16 protein-coding genes and 1 other RNA gene are annotated in these 14848 nt (G+C 45.8%); 8 read left to right on the forward strand and 9 right to left on the reverse strand.

All coding sequences use genetic code 11. The features are described 5' to 3' along the window. Positions 1-29 precede the first annotated feature (29 nt). From pepF to B9N86_RS07585, 3 genes are all read right to left on the reverse strand, one after another. Entirely contained in the window at positions 30-1820 is a 1791-nt protein-coding gene (gene pepF, locus B9N86_RS07575) for an oligoendopeptidase F (protein ID WP_208918473.1), read from the reverse strand. A gap of 200 nt (positions 1821-2020) precedes the next feature. After that, positions 2021-2203 (reverse strand): hypothetical protein, encoded by a 183-nt coding sequence (locus B9N86_RS07580; RefSeq protein WP_208918474.1) that lies wholly within the window; start codon positions 2201-2203, stop codon positions 2021-2023. A 4-nt stretch (positions 2204-2207) separates the two neighbouring features. Beyond that, a complete protein-coding gene (locus B9N86_RS07585; protein WP_208918475.1) occupies positions 2208-2441 on the reverse strand; it encodes a hypothetical protein in 234 nt (77 codons plus the stop codon). Positions 2442-2625: 184 nt separating this feature from the next. Here B9N86_RS07585 and B9N86_RS07590 point away from each other — a divergent pair, with 184 nt between their 5' ends. Further along, a complete protein-coding gene (locus B9N86_RS07590) occupies positions 2626-2823 on the forward strand; it encodes a cold shock domain-containing protein (protein WP_208918476.1) in 198 nt (65 codons plus the stop codon). Between the two features lie 107 nt (positions 2824-2930). Here B9N86_RS07590 and B9N86_RS07595 read toward each other — a convergent pair whose 3' ends face one another. Further along, positions 2931-4109, reverse strand: coding sequence for an MFS transporter (locus B9N86_RS07595; RefSeq protein ID WP_208918477.1), 1179 nt, complete (start codon positions 4107-4109; stop codon positions 2931-2933). A 213-nt stretch (positions 4110-4322) separates the two neighbouring features. Here B9N86_RS07595 and B9N86_RS07600 point away from each other — a divergent pair, with 213 nt between their 5' ends. The 3 genes from B9N86_RS07600 to B9N86_RS07610 all read left to right on the forward strand — a co-directional run bounded on the left by B9N86_RS07600 (position 4323) and on the right by B9N86_RS07610 (position 6680). Then, entirely contained in the window at positions 4323-5405 is a 1083-nt protein-coding gene (locus tag B9N86_RS07600) for a tetraprenyl-beta-curcumene synthase family protein (RefSeq protein WP_208918478.1), read from the forward strand. Positions 5406-5425: 20 nt separating this feature from the next. After that, positions 5426-6397, forward strand: a complete 972-nt coding sequence (pfkA, locus tag B9N86_RS07605) for a 6-phosphofructokinase (RefSeq protein WP_208918479.1) — start codon at positions 5426-5428, stop codon at positions 6395-6397. A gap of 82 nt (positions 6398-6479) precedes the next feature. Next, the gene (locus B9N86_RS07610) at positions 6480-6680 is read left to right on the forward strand and encodes a DUF3906 family protein (RefSeq protein ID WP_208918480.1); all 201 of its coding nucleotides are present in this window, start codon (positions 6480-6482) and stop codon (positions 6678-6680) included. 42 nt (positions 6681-6722) lie between these two features. On the opposite strand, the gene B9N86_RS07615 is transcribed toward B9N86_RS07610, so the two are convergent. The 4 genes from B9N86_RS07615 to B9N86_RS07630 all read right to left on the reverse strand — a co-directional run bounded on the left by B9N86_RS07615 (position 6723) and on the right by B9N86_RS07630 (position 10876). After that, positions 6723-8090, reverse strand: coding sequence for an MATE family efflux transporter (locus B9N86_RS07615; protein ID WP_208918481.1), 1368 nt, complete (start codon positions 8088-8090; stop codon positions 6723-6725). A gap of 145 nt (positions 8091-8235) precedes the next feature. Further along, entirely contained in the window at positions 8236-9363 is a 1128-nt protein-coding gene (locus B9N86_RS07620; protein ID WP_425298603.1) for a putative glycoside hydrolase, read from the reverse strand. Between the two features lie 321 nt (positions 9364-9684). Further along, the gene (locus B9N86_RS07625; protein WP_244562995.1) at positions 9685-9873 is read right to left on the reverse strand and encodes a hypothetical protein; all 189 of its coding nucleotides are present in this window, start codon (positions 9871-9873) and stop codon (positions 9685-9687) included. A 181-nt stretch (positions 9874-10054) separates the two neighbouring features. Beyond that, the gene (locus B9N86_RS07630; protein ID WP_208918484.1) at positions 10055-10876 is read right to left on the reverse strand and encodes a YitT family protein; all 822 of its coding nucleotides are present in this window, start codon (positions 10874-10876) and stop codon (positions 10055-10057) included. Positions 10877-11162: 286 nt separating this feature from the next. On the opposite strand from B9N86_RS07630, the gene cshA reads away from it, so the two are divergent. Continuing rightward, entirely contained in the window at positions 11163-12755 is a 1593-nt protein-coding gene (gene cshA / locus B9N86_RS07635) for a degradosome RNA helicase CshA (RefSeq protein ID WP_280174976.1), read from the forward strand. Between the two features lie 141 nt (positions 12756-12896). On the opposite strand, the gene B9N86_RS29955 is transcribed toward cshA, so the two are convergent. Continuing rightward, positions 12897-13001: a YjcZ family sporulation protein gene (locus B9N86_RS29955; protein ID WP_210190649.1), complete on the reverse strand. Its 105-nt coding sequence runs from the start codon at positions 12999-13001 to the stop codon at positions 12897-12899. Positions 13002-13195: 194 nt separating this feature from the next. On the opposite strand from B9N86_RS29955, the gene B9N86_RS07640 reads away from it, so the two are divergent. The 3 genes from B9N86_RS07640 (at position 13196) to B9N86_RS07650 (ending at position 14795) form a co-directional block, all read left to right on the forward strand. Next, the gene (locus B9N86_RS07640) at positions 13196-14005 is read left to right on the forward strand and encodes a YesL family protein (RefSeq protein WP_208918486.1); all 810 of its coding nucleotides are present in this window, start codon (positions 13196-13198) and stop codon (positions 14003-14005) included. A 36-nt stretch (positions 14006-14041) separates the two neighbouring features. Beyond that, positions 14042-14232: non-coding RNA, 6S RNA (gene ssrS / locus B9N86_RS07645), on the forward strand. 170 nt (positions 14233-14402) lie between these two features. Continuing rightward, positions 14403-14795, forward strand: a complete 393-nt coding sequence (locus B9N86_RS07650) for a DUF1499 domain-containing protein (RefSeq protein ID WP_208918487.1) — start codon at positions 14403-14405, stop codon at positions 14793-14795. Positions 14796-14848 lie beyond the last annotated feature (53 nt).

Consider the following 14848-nt stretch of genomic DNA (forward strand, 5'->3'; position numbering starts at 1 on the left):
TTTATTACGGATTTCTACAGGTCCGGGTTTTATTTTGTCAGTTCTTCCATCTGGGAGATCACATTTTCGAATACGCTCATCGCTTCGCGGATCGGCTCTGGGGAAGACATATCGACTCCGGCTTTTTTCAAAATATTGATGGAGAAATCACTTCCGCCGCTTTTCAGGAAACCGAGGTAGCGGTCAACGGCTGGTTGGCCTTCTTCAAGAATTTGCTTCGAGAAGCTGGTTGCCGCCGAGAAGCCTGTTGCGTATTTGTAAACATAGAAGCTGTTATAGAAATGCGGTATGCGTGCCCATTCCATGCCAATTTCTTTATCTACAGTCATGTTCTTGCCGTGATACTTCACATTCAGGTCATAATAGATATCCGAGAGGTCCTGAGGAGTGAGCGATTCGCCGCTTTCAGCACGTTCGTGTACGATCTTCTCGAACTCTGCGAACATGGTCTGACGGAACACAGTAGTGCGGAACTGATCTGCATAGTAGGTAAGCAGGTACATTTTTTCCTTTGGATCCGTAGATTTCTTCAGCAGATAATCCATCAGCAGCGCTTCATTGGTTGTAGAAGCGACTTCAGCGAGGAAGATCGTATACTGGGCATCACGGTACTTCAGGTTGGTGTCCGAGTAGAACGAATGCAGCGCGTGACCCATTTCATGAGCAAGTGTGAACATACTGTTCAGATTGTCCTTATGGTTCAGCAGCACGTAAGGATGTGTGCCGTAAGCTCCCCAGCTGTATGCGCCGGTACGTTTGTTTTCATTCTCATAGACATCGATCCAGCCATTGTCATAACCGTCTTGAAGGTTTTTCAGATAATCCTCTCCAAGTGGGTGAAGTCCATCCTTGATCGTCTGCTTCGCTTGATCGTAAGTGATGTCCATCTTGTATTCTTCCACGAGCGGAGCGAACAGGTCGTACATATGAAGCTCATCCACGCCCAGCAGCTTTTTTCGGAGATTCATGTAACGATGCAGCAGAGGCAAGCTTTCATGAATCGTATCGATCAGGTTCGTATACACTTCCTTCGGAATGTTATCGCCATATAGGGACATTTCCAGTACGGAAGGGTACTTGCGCACACGAGAATAAAATATGTTCTTGTTCACGTTGGCACTTAGTGTGGCGGAGATGGTGTTCTTTTGCTTACCGTAGGTTTCATAAACCGCTTTGAAGGCCGCTTCGCGCACTTCACGGTTCGGATTCTCAAGGAACTGGATGTAGCTGCCGTGCGTTAATTCTACTTCTTTGCCGTTTTCGTCTTTGATTTTCGGGAATTTCATATCTGCATTGTTCAGCATGCCAAAAATCGTCTGCGGTGCAGAGGACATGTTGCCGACCTGAGCAAGAAGAGCTTCCTCGGCCTTGGACAGAATATGGGCTTTCTCACGTTTCATTTCTGTCAAGGTGAACCGGTAGTCTGCAAGTGTTGGGTCAGCGATCAGCTTATCAAGCTCACCTTCCGACAAAGCAAGAATTTCCGGTGTAGTGAAAGAAAGAGCTTCACCGACTTCGACGCTAAGCTTTTTTGCCTTTTGGGTAAGAGCTTGGTATGTAGGATTGGCCGTATCTTCGTCATGATGCATATGTGCGTAAACGAATAGTCTCTCGGTATGAAGCCCCACTTCATCTTCAAGATCGAAGCACTGTTTGATCGATTCCGCATTGGTTAACTTGCCTTGGAAATCGGCGGCAGTCTTAATCAGACGTTGAACTTCATTGTAAGCATTGTCCCAAGCTTTCTGATCTGTGAACAGATCTTGTAGCTTCCACTGGTGTTCGGTAGGGACTTCCGAACGTTTCATTACTTTTTCCATGGGAATCCTCCTTGATTGATGAGAATATGATATAGATCGGGCTCCTTCAGCTAAAACGTCTGAGTGAAGAGCGGGAAGTGGCAGGAGACTTAGCGCTAAAGTCAGGCAGAGTGCTCTCGCACGCTTCATTGGGCATTACCTCCTCGAAAAATAGCTTCGAGCGATAGTATGCCGCGTCCCTGTCTCTTTCATCCTTTACTTTAGGAGGAACCCATGGTGTATAAACTGTAAACAATAATGTAGAAGGCAAACAAGATCAAGGCGACAGCGGTCAAAGCCATTCCTTTTCGGATCTTCTGAGGGATACTGTCCTTATTCATGATCATGATGAGCCCAAGGCTGAAAGCAAGAATAATGAAGATAACAGCGTTGGTATAGTTCATCTGTTTATACCTGCTTGAAGGCGTCCATTATGCGCCGCCATTCATCTTCCTGTCCTTCATACTCTTGTTTCGAAAAACGGTTTTGTGCCCAGTGCATCAAAGCTGGACGGCTCATGAAGGTATGTGTCTCTTCACCCCATTGGTCGGAAATTTCACGAAGAACGATGTAGCGACCCTGCACCTCAACTGTCATCATGTTCCATTTGTCTTTTTTGTATATTTCATGTTTTTTTATCATATGCATTCTCCGTTACTATTGGGCTTTTTGTGTAAATGATAACGCACTCGTGGTCTGAAAAGCAAATAAGAAAAACGCTTTAAAAAAAGCTGAGACAGCAAAATGATGGATTGCATTGTCAGAAAACATGGGATATAATATGGATATTCGCCATAGATGGCGGTATTTTTAGGAGGTTGTTCATTTGAAAGGTACAGTTAAATGGTTTAATGCAGAAAAAGGTTACGGCTTTATTTCGGTTGAAGGTGGCGAAGACGTATTCGTACACTTCTCCGCAATCCAAGGAGACGGCTTCAAAACTTTGGAAGAAGGCCAAGCGGTTGAGTTCGAAATCACTGAAGGTAACCGTGGTGCTCAAGCAGCCAACGTAACAAAACTGTAAGTTAACTCCTATAACGGAGATCTTATAGATTAAGAGTGATCTTAATCAGGATATTTGTTTACTAAGGCATCAGGCACAGTTCTCATTGAGAGCTGTGCCTTTTTGTCTTATTCCACAAAAGTATCCATCGGCTTGGCAAACAGATGTCTTCCCAGAAATCCTAGTGCAGCCACGAAAGCAAGGACAGTGGCTAGATAGTAGAAGTAAGTCCTGCCGGCTGTTTCAAACATCATCCCGCCAAAGGTACCGCTGATCAGCCCGGATGCACTGGACCAGAACACCGTAAACAGTGCTATCCCGGTCGCCCGGTAACGGCCTGGTACAAGTCGGGTGATATAACGGACCGCAGTAACATAAAACACGCCGAAGGTAACGCTGTGCAAGGTCTGAATTGCCAGTACACTTATGGGATCGTTCGCGAGCCCCATGAGTAGGAAGCGAAGGGCGTACATCAAGCTTGCGAAGCCAAGCAGTGGGAGCTCTTTGATCTTGTCGCCGTACTTACTAAGGAGATAGAAGATCGGGATTTCGCTAATGGCAGAAATCATGAGCGACCAACCGATCAAGCCTTCGCCAGCCCCTAGCTGTGACAGCGTCAACGTCAGGAAAGCCTCGTTCATCCGGTGTGCCAAGGCAAGACAGAAGACACAGGCGAAAAACCACAAGATTTCCTTGGAGCGAAGCACTTTCAGTAGATCTGACATCCCCATACTTTCTGATCTTTTCATAACACCGTCCCGCAGTAGCAGAGAGGAGAGTAGGGCGGCTATACCGATTCCGATACCGATCCCGAGTGTCCAAGATGCGCCCGCAACGCTGATAACATATCCAATCCCCAATGCAAAAAAGGCATATCCTAAAGAGCCGAACACCCGAATGACCGTAAAGCTTCGGCCATAACGCTGAGCAGTTTGAATAGCCATTGTATCGGCTAGAGGATAGACAGGGTAATAGAAGAAGTAGAAAATCGTGATAATCAAAAAGACAGGAGTAAACCCGGATGCGCCGGTCATCGCAAGCAGCATGAACAGCTGTCCGGAAATGAGGATAATCATAATTTTTTTGAGTGTTTGATATTTATCGCTTGCCAAGCTCCAGATCATGTTGGAAAACATCGAGATCAGCGGTCCAACAGCATATAGGTAACCGATTTGGCTGCTTGTGAATCCGAGTTCTTTATAGTAAAGGGGGAAGTAGGAAATGACGAGCGCTGTCGTTCCAAAGATGGTAAACATGAAAGCGCGAAGCCAGTTCTGATCCGGCCTGGAAAAGGCGGTTAATTTCATGATTGCAAGACTCCATTTCATTTCTGTACTTCAACATGAAGAAACTCAGTTTAGAGCATGGGTTGTATGACAACGCTAAGTATAGCATAGTGCTGAAATTACCCGAAATATTTCTTCAATGATGTGTGTTATTTGTACAAAAGAGTCGATCATATTATAATAGGTTTGATTTGGGTAGGTATAAAAATGACAACCATGTGGAGGCAGAGTTCATTGAATGATCAAGAGCTAAGCCGTAAAGTTCCGCGTAGTCCGGTCGGCCTCATGACCCGGGTGTATAAGTTCATTCTCCCGGAAGTGGCTGCCGAGCTGGACCAATGGCGACGGGACGCCGAACAAATTCCCGATGAGGAGCTCCGAAAGCAGGCACTTGCCAGCATTGAGACGAAGCAATTTCATTGCCAGGGCGGGGCAGTTTATGCCGCGGCAAGCCTACCGGATAAGCATATTTTGATTCCGTTAATAGTGGCTTATCAGACCATTAGCGACTATCTCGATAATTTATGCGACCGCAGTACTTCCTTGGATCCTGTCGACTTCAGGCAGCTTCACCAGTCGATGCTGGATGCGGTGACTCCGGGTACGAAGCCGGCGGATTACTATGCATATCGTTCGGAAAAAGAAGATGGCGGTTACCTAGGGCGTCTTGTACAGACCTGCCGGGACTGCATAAGTCAGCTTTCGGGATACGAAGCTGCCAAGCCGTATATTCGGGATTTGGCCGAGCTTTATATTGACTTACAGGTGTACAAGCATATTCATCCGGAAAAAAGGGAAGCTGCGCTCCTGGAATGGTGGTCACAGCAAGCCCATCGGACGCCTCATCTAAGGTGGAATGAGTTTGCTGCCGCAACAGGATCTACCCTTGGGGTATTCATGTTGTTTTTGGCTGCAACGGATCCATTTCTGGATGAACAGGATGCATCTTCCATTCATGCGTCTTACTTTCCCAATGTATGCAGTCTCCACATTATGCTGGATTATCTGATCGATCAAGACGAAGACAGGTTGGGCGGCGATCTTAACTTCTGCAATTATTATGAAGACGCCGATACGATGCTGAACCGTATCGCTTCCATCGTTGAATGGGCCCGGAAGGATGTTACAGCAATTCCCTCAACTCCTTTTCATCGTATGATCATTGAGGGATTACTGGCTTTATATTTATCCGATCCCAAAGTCAGCGAACAGCAATTGGTTCGCTCCGTATCCAAACGGTTGATGAAGAGAAGTCCGATGACGCGTCTTTTCTTTTTTGTCAATAGTCGATGGATCCGCAAGCATAAGAATGAGTGACAATAAGGAGGAAGAAGAACATGGCAGAAGTTAAAAAAATTGCAGTTCTAACAAGCGGGGGAGATTCCCAGGGGATGAACGCGGCACTGCGTTCCGTTGTTCGAAGCGGATTGTATCACGGGCTAGAAGTATATGGTATCCAACGCGGTTATCAAGGTTTGATTAATAATGAAATTTATAAAATGGATCTTCGCAGCGTGGGCGATATCATCCAGCGCGGAGGTACGATTCTGCAATCCGCTCGCTGTCCGGAGTTCAAGACACTAGAAGGCCAGCAGAAGGGTGCTGACGTATTGAATCAGCACGGTATCGACGGTCTTGTTGTGATTGGCGGAGACGGCTCTTATCAGGGTGCTAACAAGCTGAGCAAGCTGGGTATTAAAACGATGGGGCTTCCAGGTACAATTGACAACGATATTTCATTTACCGATTATACGATTGGCTTTGACACGGCTGTGAGCGTTGTTGTGGACGCGGTTAACAAGCTGCGTGACACGATGTCCTCTCATGCTCGTTCGTCCGTTGTAGAGGTTATGGGACGGCACTGTGGGGATATTGCCCTGCATGCGGGTCTTGCCTCCGGAGCGGAAACGATCCTGGTGCCTGAAGTACCGTATAACATGGATGAAATTGCTGACCGGATGAAGGACAACTTCTGCAACGGTAAACGTCATAGTATTGTGATTGTGGCTGAAGGAGTCGGCAAAGGCGAAGATGTGGCGAACGCTCTGAAGGAGCGTCATGCCTCTATCGATGCGCGTGTAACCGTACTGGGTCACATTCAGCGCGGTGGAGCACCAACTCCGTTTGACCGTAACCTCGCAAGCCGCCTTGGCGACTTCGCGGTTCGAAGTCTGATTCAAGGTGAGTCGGATAAAGGCTGCGGTATTATTAAAGGCGAGTTAGTTCTTACGGATATTGACAAAGTCGTCAACACGAAAAAAGAATTCGACATGGATATGTACGAGCTGGCACTACGCCTGTCTCAATAATCGACTATTCCAGAACCGGCCCTACAGGAAATCCTGTGGGGTTTTTTCCAAATATATTCTTGACCAGAAAGGGGAGAGTGTGATGTATTTATACCGATTGGAAGTGGAATGTGACAAAGGCAAGCTGGTAGTGATAACGGCTGCAGAGGATGAGGAAAAAGCGTTTTCTGCGGTGGATGAGCATGTTGAGCGGCATTTTCTAACGATGCCGGATATCCGGGAAGTGACCTTGCTTGAAAAGAAGCGGATTTCTCCCGGCACAGCATATGTTATAGAAACGTAAAAAAGGGACTGCCTGATGGCGGTCCCTTTACTGTTGGTGAATTTATTGTGCATCAGCAAGCTTGCCGCGGGCAAATTTGCGCTGAACTTTAACCAGACGGATGAGCAGAAGGGTGGCCCCCACAGCAAGGCCTGTAATTAATCCGATCCAATATCCGAAGGCGGCCAAAGAGGTGAAGTTAGCCAGCACATAACCTACAGGCAGGCCGATGACCCAGTAAGAGAGAAACGCGAGCATAAATGCCACGTTAACGTCTTTATATCCGCGTAATGCCCCTTGGGTCGGTGTGGCGATGGCATCGGATATTTGAAAAAAGATGGCGTATAGCAGAAATTGTTGTATCAGTTCTACAACGCCCGGCTCATTAGAATAGAGGCCTGCTACCTGACGGCCGAACAGCATCAGAATAACCGCAGTAAGCAAAGATAGGATAACGGCTAGTCCGATTCCAAGCTTGGCATACTGCCTAGCATCTTTCATGCGACCGGACCCGGCTTCAAATCCAACCAAGATCGTCAGGCTCATGCAGATGCTGAGGGGAAGCATGTATAAGGTCGTTGCAAAGTTCATGGCTGCCTGATGAGCTGCAATGGTAACAGTATCAAAATTGCTCATCATCAGGGTGACCGCCGCAAATACCGCTGTTTCAAAAAAAATCGAGAAACCGATGGGCACACCGATCTTCAAGTGACCCTTCCAGGCGGCAATCGAAATCTTCGGAATGCTTCGAAATATGCGGAAGCTGGAAAATGGATGCATGTTATGAACAACCACAATTGCAACGAGAAAGACAACCCAGTATGTGATGGCTGAGGCAATACCTGCACCAACACCGCCAAGTCTCGGGAAGCCCCAGTTACCAAATATGAATAGGGCGTTCAGCGTTACGTTGATTGGCAACGAAATAAGCGTAATGACCATGGATACCCGGGTTTGTCCGAGACCGTCAATGAAGCAGCGGAGCACGGTATAAGCGAACAATGGAACAATACCGGCTGAGATAGCCATCAGGAACTGGGAAGCGATGTTTCTGACAGCAGGCTCCAGCGTCATGGCGTTCAGTATATTGGGTACGGCGAGATATCCAATACCGAGTACAACCAGAGCTAGGATAACGGCCAGCCACAGGGCCTGTATAACCTGATAAGCTACTTTATCCTCCCTACGGGCGCCCATAAATTGAGACACAATCGGAGTGATACCCATTAGAATACCGCTGAGTCCAGTCTGAACAGGTATCCAAATACTTGTTGCAATAGCTACCCCGGCAAGATCTGCCGAGCTAAATTTACCGGACATATTCGTATCGAAAAAAGTGATGGCAGACAGAGCAAGCTGTGTGATGAGAATAGGAAGCAGGATAACAGCAAATTGCTTCAGCTTCTGCCGGGTTGTAAATGTCTTATTCATAGAATGAGAGCCTTCTTTGCTGGTATTATATTTTTAAGCACAACTTTCTATTGTAATCAATCTGCTCCGATATAACAATCAGTAAGGAAATAAAAAGGTCCGGCACGTGTGGCCGGACCTTTCGAGTATGGATCATAATGGCGGTTTACTTGTAAGTTACACCTGGAGTGTAGCGATTAGCCGCATTCCAGAGCAGGTATTCATCTACATTCATATCCTGAAGCGCACGGATTTGTTCTTCAATTTCTTTTTTGCCGTATTTGGCATAATTACCGCTACCGAGCCAGCTGGCGGTAAAGTCCTGAATCCAAGGACGGATAATTGGCTTGTAGGAGCCGAGCGGATCGAGTTTTGTATGTGTGTCTTTCATAGAACCCTTGATTGTCTGATAAGGCGCTTTGTCAGGCACCTTGGAGCCGAACCAGCCTGTCGTGTAATGACTCGGATATACCATGGGGCTGATGACGTCCACATGCTTGGAAATCTTAACAAAATCCTGACCGATACCCTCTGCTGCCGGTACAGAAGCTGCATATCCAAAAATATCAACCGATACCCGAATGCCGAGCGGTGCGAGTTCTTTACGGGCATATTTAACAAACTCAGATATGACATCAACACGGGATTGATTACTCTTCGTATATTTCAAGGAATCGGCTCGTTTTTCGAACCCTTCTGGGAAACGAACGTAATCGAACTGGATTTCTTTAAACCCGAGTTTAGCCGCTTCCTTGGCAATTTCAATGTTATAGTCCCACACTTCTTTGTTATACGGGCTAACAAAGCTTTCGCCTCTGCCATTTTGCCATACACTGCCGTCGCCTTTACGGAAGGAAAGCTCAGGATTTTTTTTTGCGAGGATCGTGTCTTTGAATACAACCACTCTGGCGATCGGATAAATGTCATGCTTATTCAGCCGCTGCATCAATTTATCGATGTCTTTAATAAAAGGCTGCGGCTTTCCAAGTTCTTTAAGCTTAGGATTATCCGTCTTATACGTTATGTAACCCTCATCATCTTTAATATCAATAACCATGGCATTCAGTTCGGTCTTGTCTAACAGATTCACGAGTTGATCCATGCGTGAACCGCCTGCACTGTAAGCTGTCACATAGATTCCTTTCACTTTGGGTGCTTCTTCCTGTGGATCGCTTTTCACAGTTGTTTGCTTGGAACCGGTATTTCCGGTGTTTTGCTGCTGGGTTATGGCGGAATTAACCGTAGTGTGGAGCAAGTTGGTCACCTGACCGTCTGGATGGCTAGCTACTCCCATTCCTCCTGCAGTCCAAATTAGTAAAGCTAAGATGATGTTCATAAATGATTCTCTCCCTTGTGTACATTCACTACATGATTATAAAGGAAACGCTGCCAATAAAAAGAACAGGTTTGTTACAATAAGAATACTGATATGTAACAGAGGTTTTTTATTTTACCGGATACTTAGTGTTTTTAAACGAATTGGGTGTAATTTAAACGGAAATGTCTGAAGTGCGGAAGATAACCACTTTTATCGAGGATAAAAAATGCCGTTTCTCCACGAAACATTCCGGGAAAAACGGCATTGTTGCAAAATCTTGTGACTTTTGATCACGATTTAATGAAGGTAAGCTTGATTCTGATGCTCGCAAATGCTGTATTGAATAATCTCCAAGGCGTCGTCCTCTTCCAGAATATTCAGCCCATCCCTTAGAACGATCATGGAATTCAGCTCGTTCTGTCTAAAGAAAGGCATCATGTCCGGAAACCATTTCAAGACGATTTCTGACAGTTTTACAGTTTCCATCTCCACAAAAATCACCCTTTCCTTCCTTGACGTTAGGTTAGGCAGGACGTCTGCAGTAAAACGGAAAAGCTAATAAAAATTGCCTGGGAAGCTGGGTTAAGAATACCTCATGAATATTGTAGGAACCGCGCATTAATATTATACCATAATTATTAATCTTTATCTCTTGAAATGGGGAAAACTAACTCCTGCGGAACTGTCCCATGACCGTTACAGTCTCCACAACGTTAACAAAAGCCTCAGGATCCGTCTCGGTAATGATTGTTTTTAACTCGGCAAGCTCATAGCGGGTTGTTACGGTCATCAGCATATCTTTTTCCTTGTGGCTAAAGGCTCCCTCGGTTTTAATCTTTGTGACACCGCGTGGACGCTTCAGCAATTTTTCAAGTAGCGCTTCCGTCTGGTCGGTCACAATAAATAACGTAACTTTAATGTGGCTAATGTGGACAAGATCAATGATCTTTCCGGTAACGTAAATGGAAAGCATGGAAGCTAAGGCTAGATTCCAATCCTCTTCCATATAAGCTACTGCCAAAATAACCAAAGTATTCATTCCGACAAGCACATTCCCGACCGGGAAATCACGATAACGCGTCACAAGGGAACCGATGATATCAAAGCCGCCTGTGGAGCCGCCGACCCGAAAAGATAATCCGCCGCCAAGACCGACCAAAACTCCGCCAAATACAGCAGAGAGCAGCATATCGGAAGCGACAGCTTTAACAGGAATAAATTCCAGCAATAAAGTGACAACGATAACGGACAATATACTAAACCAGATAAACCGTTTGCCAAGCTTAATCCACCCGGCAATCAGAATCGGGATATTAAGTACAAAGTACATGACACTAATATTAAAAGGGGAAAAATAACCAATCAGCATGGCTAGTCCAGAAACACCGCCGCTGAGTAGATGATGGGGGATGAGAAATAGGTTAAAGCCGCATGCAATAACGATCCCGCCGAACAAAATGGCGAGATAGCTCCATATCTGTTTTATCAAATGCTTCACCTCTTCAAGTAGTATTAGTTATAGGAGCTTGCTGGTATTCCAGAATTGTTTTGTGATATAATGTGTTGGATATTCTTGAGTAGTTCGTTACAATGAAAACTTTGCATGCTTAACAGGATGATTATACATTAGCCGACCTATGGACTGGCGGCAATAAAAAAACGGTCCACCTCATGCAGAAAATCCTGCGGGCCGGGAAAGCCTATAAACGTTACCGCTACTTAAGAATACAGAGAAGAAAGTGGGATGTCCACTAGATAGAAGGAGCATGAACCTATTGAAAACATTTGCAGAATTTGGTCTGGAGCCTCAGGTACTCCAGGCAATAACAGAGCTAGGCTTTGAAGAAGCCACTCCGATCCAATCCCAATCCATTCCGATTGCGATCTCCGGAAAAGATATGATTGGACAAGCACAGACCGGTACAGGTAAAACTGCAGCATTCGGTCTTCCCCTGATCAACAAGATCTCCAAAGATGAGGATCGCATTGTCGCTCTCGTTATGGCACCGACCCGGGAACTGGCTATTCAGGTAGCTGAGGAAATCGGTAAATTATCCCGTTTTAAAGGAATCCGTTCCCTCCCAATTTACGGCGGACAAGACATCGGACGCCAAATTCGGGCTTTAAAAAAGAAGCCTCAAATTATTATCGGTACACCAGGACGTTTACTTGACCACATTAACAGAAAAACGATCCGTTTGGATGATGTTCAGACCGTTGTTCTGGATGAAGCGGATGAAATGCTGGATATGGGCTTCATGGATGACATTCAGTCCATTCTTAAGCTCGTTCCAGACGAACGCCAAACAATGCTCTTCTCGGCAACAATGCCCCCTAACATTCAGAAGCTTGCCCAGCAATTCTTGAAAAACCCTGAGCATGTATCTGTTATTCCTAAGCACGTAAGTGCGCCATTGATCGACCAAGCTTACATTGAAGTGCCTGAGCGTCAGAAATTTGAAGCTCTGAGCCGTTTGATCGACATGGAATCTCCTGAACTTGCCATCGTCTTTGGACGTACCAAGCGCCGGGTAGATGAACTGGCAGAAGCATTGCAGAAACGCGGTTACTCTGCAGACGGACTGCATGGTGACCTGTCCCAGCATCAGCGTGATACAGTTATGCGTAAATTCCGTGACGGTAGCATTGACGTCCTGGTAGCAACCGACGTAGCTGCCCGCGGTCTCGACGTATCGGGCGTATCACATGTTGTGAACTTTGACCTTCCGCAGGATCCTGAAAGTTATGTACACCGTATCGGCCGTACAGGCCGTGCTGGTAAAGAAGGTACGGCATGGTCTTTCGTAACTCCACGGGAAATGGATCACCTTCATTTCATCGAACGGGTAACCCGTCACCGTATTCCGCGTAAGCCGCTTCCAACGATGGCAGAAGCTATCGAGGGCAAACAGCGCGTAACTGCGGAACGTGTACTTGATGTCGTTGAGAAAGCTGAGCTTAACGAATACAAAGGTTTGGCTATTCAGCTTCTGGAGCAGTATGATTCCGTACAATTACTCGCAGCAGCGATGAAACTGTTGACTGGCGACACCAAAAAAGAAGCGGATGTACAGCTTACACCGGAAGATCCGATTCGCGCGAAGCGTCGGAAACCGGATATCCGTAGTGGACGCAAGCCTAGCGGTAGTTATGGTCGCAGCAACAACTCCGGTGGTTACAACCGTGATCGCAATAGCAGCGGAAACGGTGGACGCGGAGGGTACTCCAAAGGCGGCTACGGACGTGATGGCGGCAGTGGCGGCTACAACCGTGACCGTAGCAGTAGCAACAGCGGAGACCGCAAGCCTCGGAGTAACAGCGGAGACCGTCGCCCTAACCGCAGCGGTGACGATTCTTACAGAGGTTAATCGGCTTTGATTGATGCGTAAGCAATAAAGGAAGACGGAGCACCCGCTATACAGCGGCGGCTCCGTCTTTTTTTGATTTAGAGATAAGAAAGTATAAACTTCGGAGTAACAGCACCCTTATTAGACGCACTTAGATCATTATTAGATAAAGAAAGAACGCAGGATGATAACCAGCAAGATAAAGAGGACCAGAACGATCCCTACAGTAGAACCGAAGCCATAACCGCCGCCAGCACAACAGGACATGAATATTCAACTCCTTTACCGTAAGGTTGTGGTTGTTAATGGTTGTTTATGATTACGTCCATATATTATGGGGAGATGGCATGGATGGATTGGACGTCAACCCAAATCCTCTGTAAATTAGGCTCTGGTCATGGGTATGCAAAATAAGGTATATTATTAGATACATGCATGTGATTGAGTGAGGAGGAAACGTTTTGGAAATGAAAGGAGCCATGGGTGGCTTATATAAAGTTACCGAATGGATAACCCGCATCGCTTTTACCAATATTTTGTGGGCTTTATGTTCTTCGCCATTTTTATTTATGCTTCTGACAAAGTTCTTGATGGCGATGCAGACGCCGAATGCACACAATGAGCAGATTCTAGCGAATTGGATCATGGGGATATTGGCCCCGTTCTTGCTATTCCCCGCAACAGCAGCAATGTTTACGGTTGTGAGAAAATGGGTTATGGGTGATCCGGATATTCCGATTTTTAAGACATTTTTCAAGGGGTATAAGGAAAACTACAAACAAGCGATGATCGGCGGTTTTGTATATACTTTGCTGTTTGTCATTATGTATATTGACTACACCGTGTATATGACACAGCTTAAAGACTTCCAGCTTGTTGGAATTGTCATGCTGGTGCTGCTTCTTGTATTGTTCGTTTCCATGTTCAATTTCTTCTCGATGACCGTTCATTATGAAATGAAGACCCGCCAACTGCTAAAAAATGCGATCTTGCTTACACTGATCCGTCCGTTTCGTGTTTTTTCGACGCTGGCTGGATGCGCTGTCTTGGTATTTATCGGCACGAAAATGCCGGTGCTGTTCGTTTTTTTCCTGTTCTCTCTGATGGCTTTGCTTGCTTTCTTTAATTTCTATGCGACATACCTGAAAATGCAGGAGCAGGCAGAACGCCTGAAGCAGATTGAAGAGGAAGAATCGGCGGAACAAGTTTTGCTGGAAAGCATGGATAATGTTAAATCCGACGAAAAAGAGTCGAAATCACGAAAATCATAGGGTTTACTTTTTCGAATAAAGCCCCTATAATAAGACTACATCCTGCGATGTGCGTTTCGGTATTCCGTTGTTTTGAACCAATGACGATGTCTCGGGAGATCAACATCGTTTCGTGGCTGAAAAGCCCTGTCTATACGACAAGGGGAATTCATATACGAATCTGAGGTCACCCACCTGTTTACGCAGGTTCGAAGACAATGTTACCGGACGGCATAGGCGGGTTTTTATTTAGCTTATGAATGAGCGCCTCTTCCTTCGATTTCGTCGAAGGTAAGGGGCGCTTTTTTGAAATTATAAGATCCTGTATATAAATACAATAAAGGTTTGCTGAAAGCATAAACAATTGATACACTAGAGAGTGAAAAGGGAACGGTCATTTATAAAGGAGGAACGGTCTTTGTCATTAAAACGAGTTCTAACGGGTATCGTGCGCAGCTATGACGGCACAAGCGACCGTGCTAAAGACCCCAAGCTGAAAACGCGTTATTACAATCTCTCTAAAGAGAAATGTTTTGAAGAAGTATCCTCAACGCTCAAAAAAATTCCGGGTTACAAAGTGCTTCATGAGGTGCCTTCAGTCGGAGAAATTACATTGGAGAAAAAAACCTCATTCGGACGTACATTGGATATTACGGTATCGGTGCTTGGAACCAATCCAGTAAGGTCCGCTGTCGATATGTATTCGGCTTCCCGCGGCTCTCTGGGTGACCTGGGAGCTAACTATCGCGTTATTTTAAATTTATTTTCAGTTTTGGACAAAAAGCTCAACAAGTATAAAATCGATAGTTAAACACGAAAAAGCGGGAGAGCTGCTCTCCCGCTTTAAAAGTGTGGCTAATATGT

This window comes from Paenibacillus uliginis N3/975 (genome assembly GCF_900177425.1).
In the GTDB taxonomy this organism is placed as follows: Bacteria; Bacillota; Bacilli; order Paenibacillales; family Paenibacillaceae; genus Paenibacillus_AQ; species Paenibacillus_AQ uliginis.